Annotated in this window: 1 protein-coding gene; it reads right to left on the bottom strand. The window is 51.0% G+C overall.

The genetic code is table 11. From position 1 onward, the window contains the following. Nucleotides 1-241, bottom strand: a 241-nt coding sequence (locus tag R0J92_RS26100; RefSeq protein ID WP_411053827.1) for a collagen-like protein, incomplete at both ends; no start/stop codon positions are given.

Raw genomic sequence — 241 nt, 5'->3', positions numbered from 1 at the left:
ACAGGAACTGTAAAAGTGAGTACTGTTATTTCTGAATTCAACGGAGGAAATACTTGCTGCTGTGTTGCTGTTTGGTCAAAGAAAATTTGTGAGGTTGGTCCAGTGGCTCCCGTTGGACCAGTTGCACCAGTAGGACCGGTATCTCCGGTGGCACCAGTTACACCAGTAGGGCCGGTATCTCCGGTGGCACCAGTTACACCAGTAGGACCGGTATCTCCGGTGGCACCAGTTACACCAGTAG

The organism is Tritonibacter sp. SIMBA_163, from assembly GCF_046535935.1.
GTDB lineage: Bacteria > Pseudomonadota > Alphaproteobacteria > Rhodobacterales > Rhodobacteraceae > Epibacterium > Epibacterium scottomollicae.
This window is presented reverse-complemented; position numbering and strand designations above follow the sequence as displayed.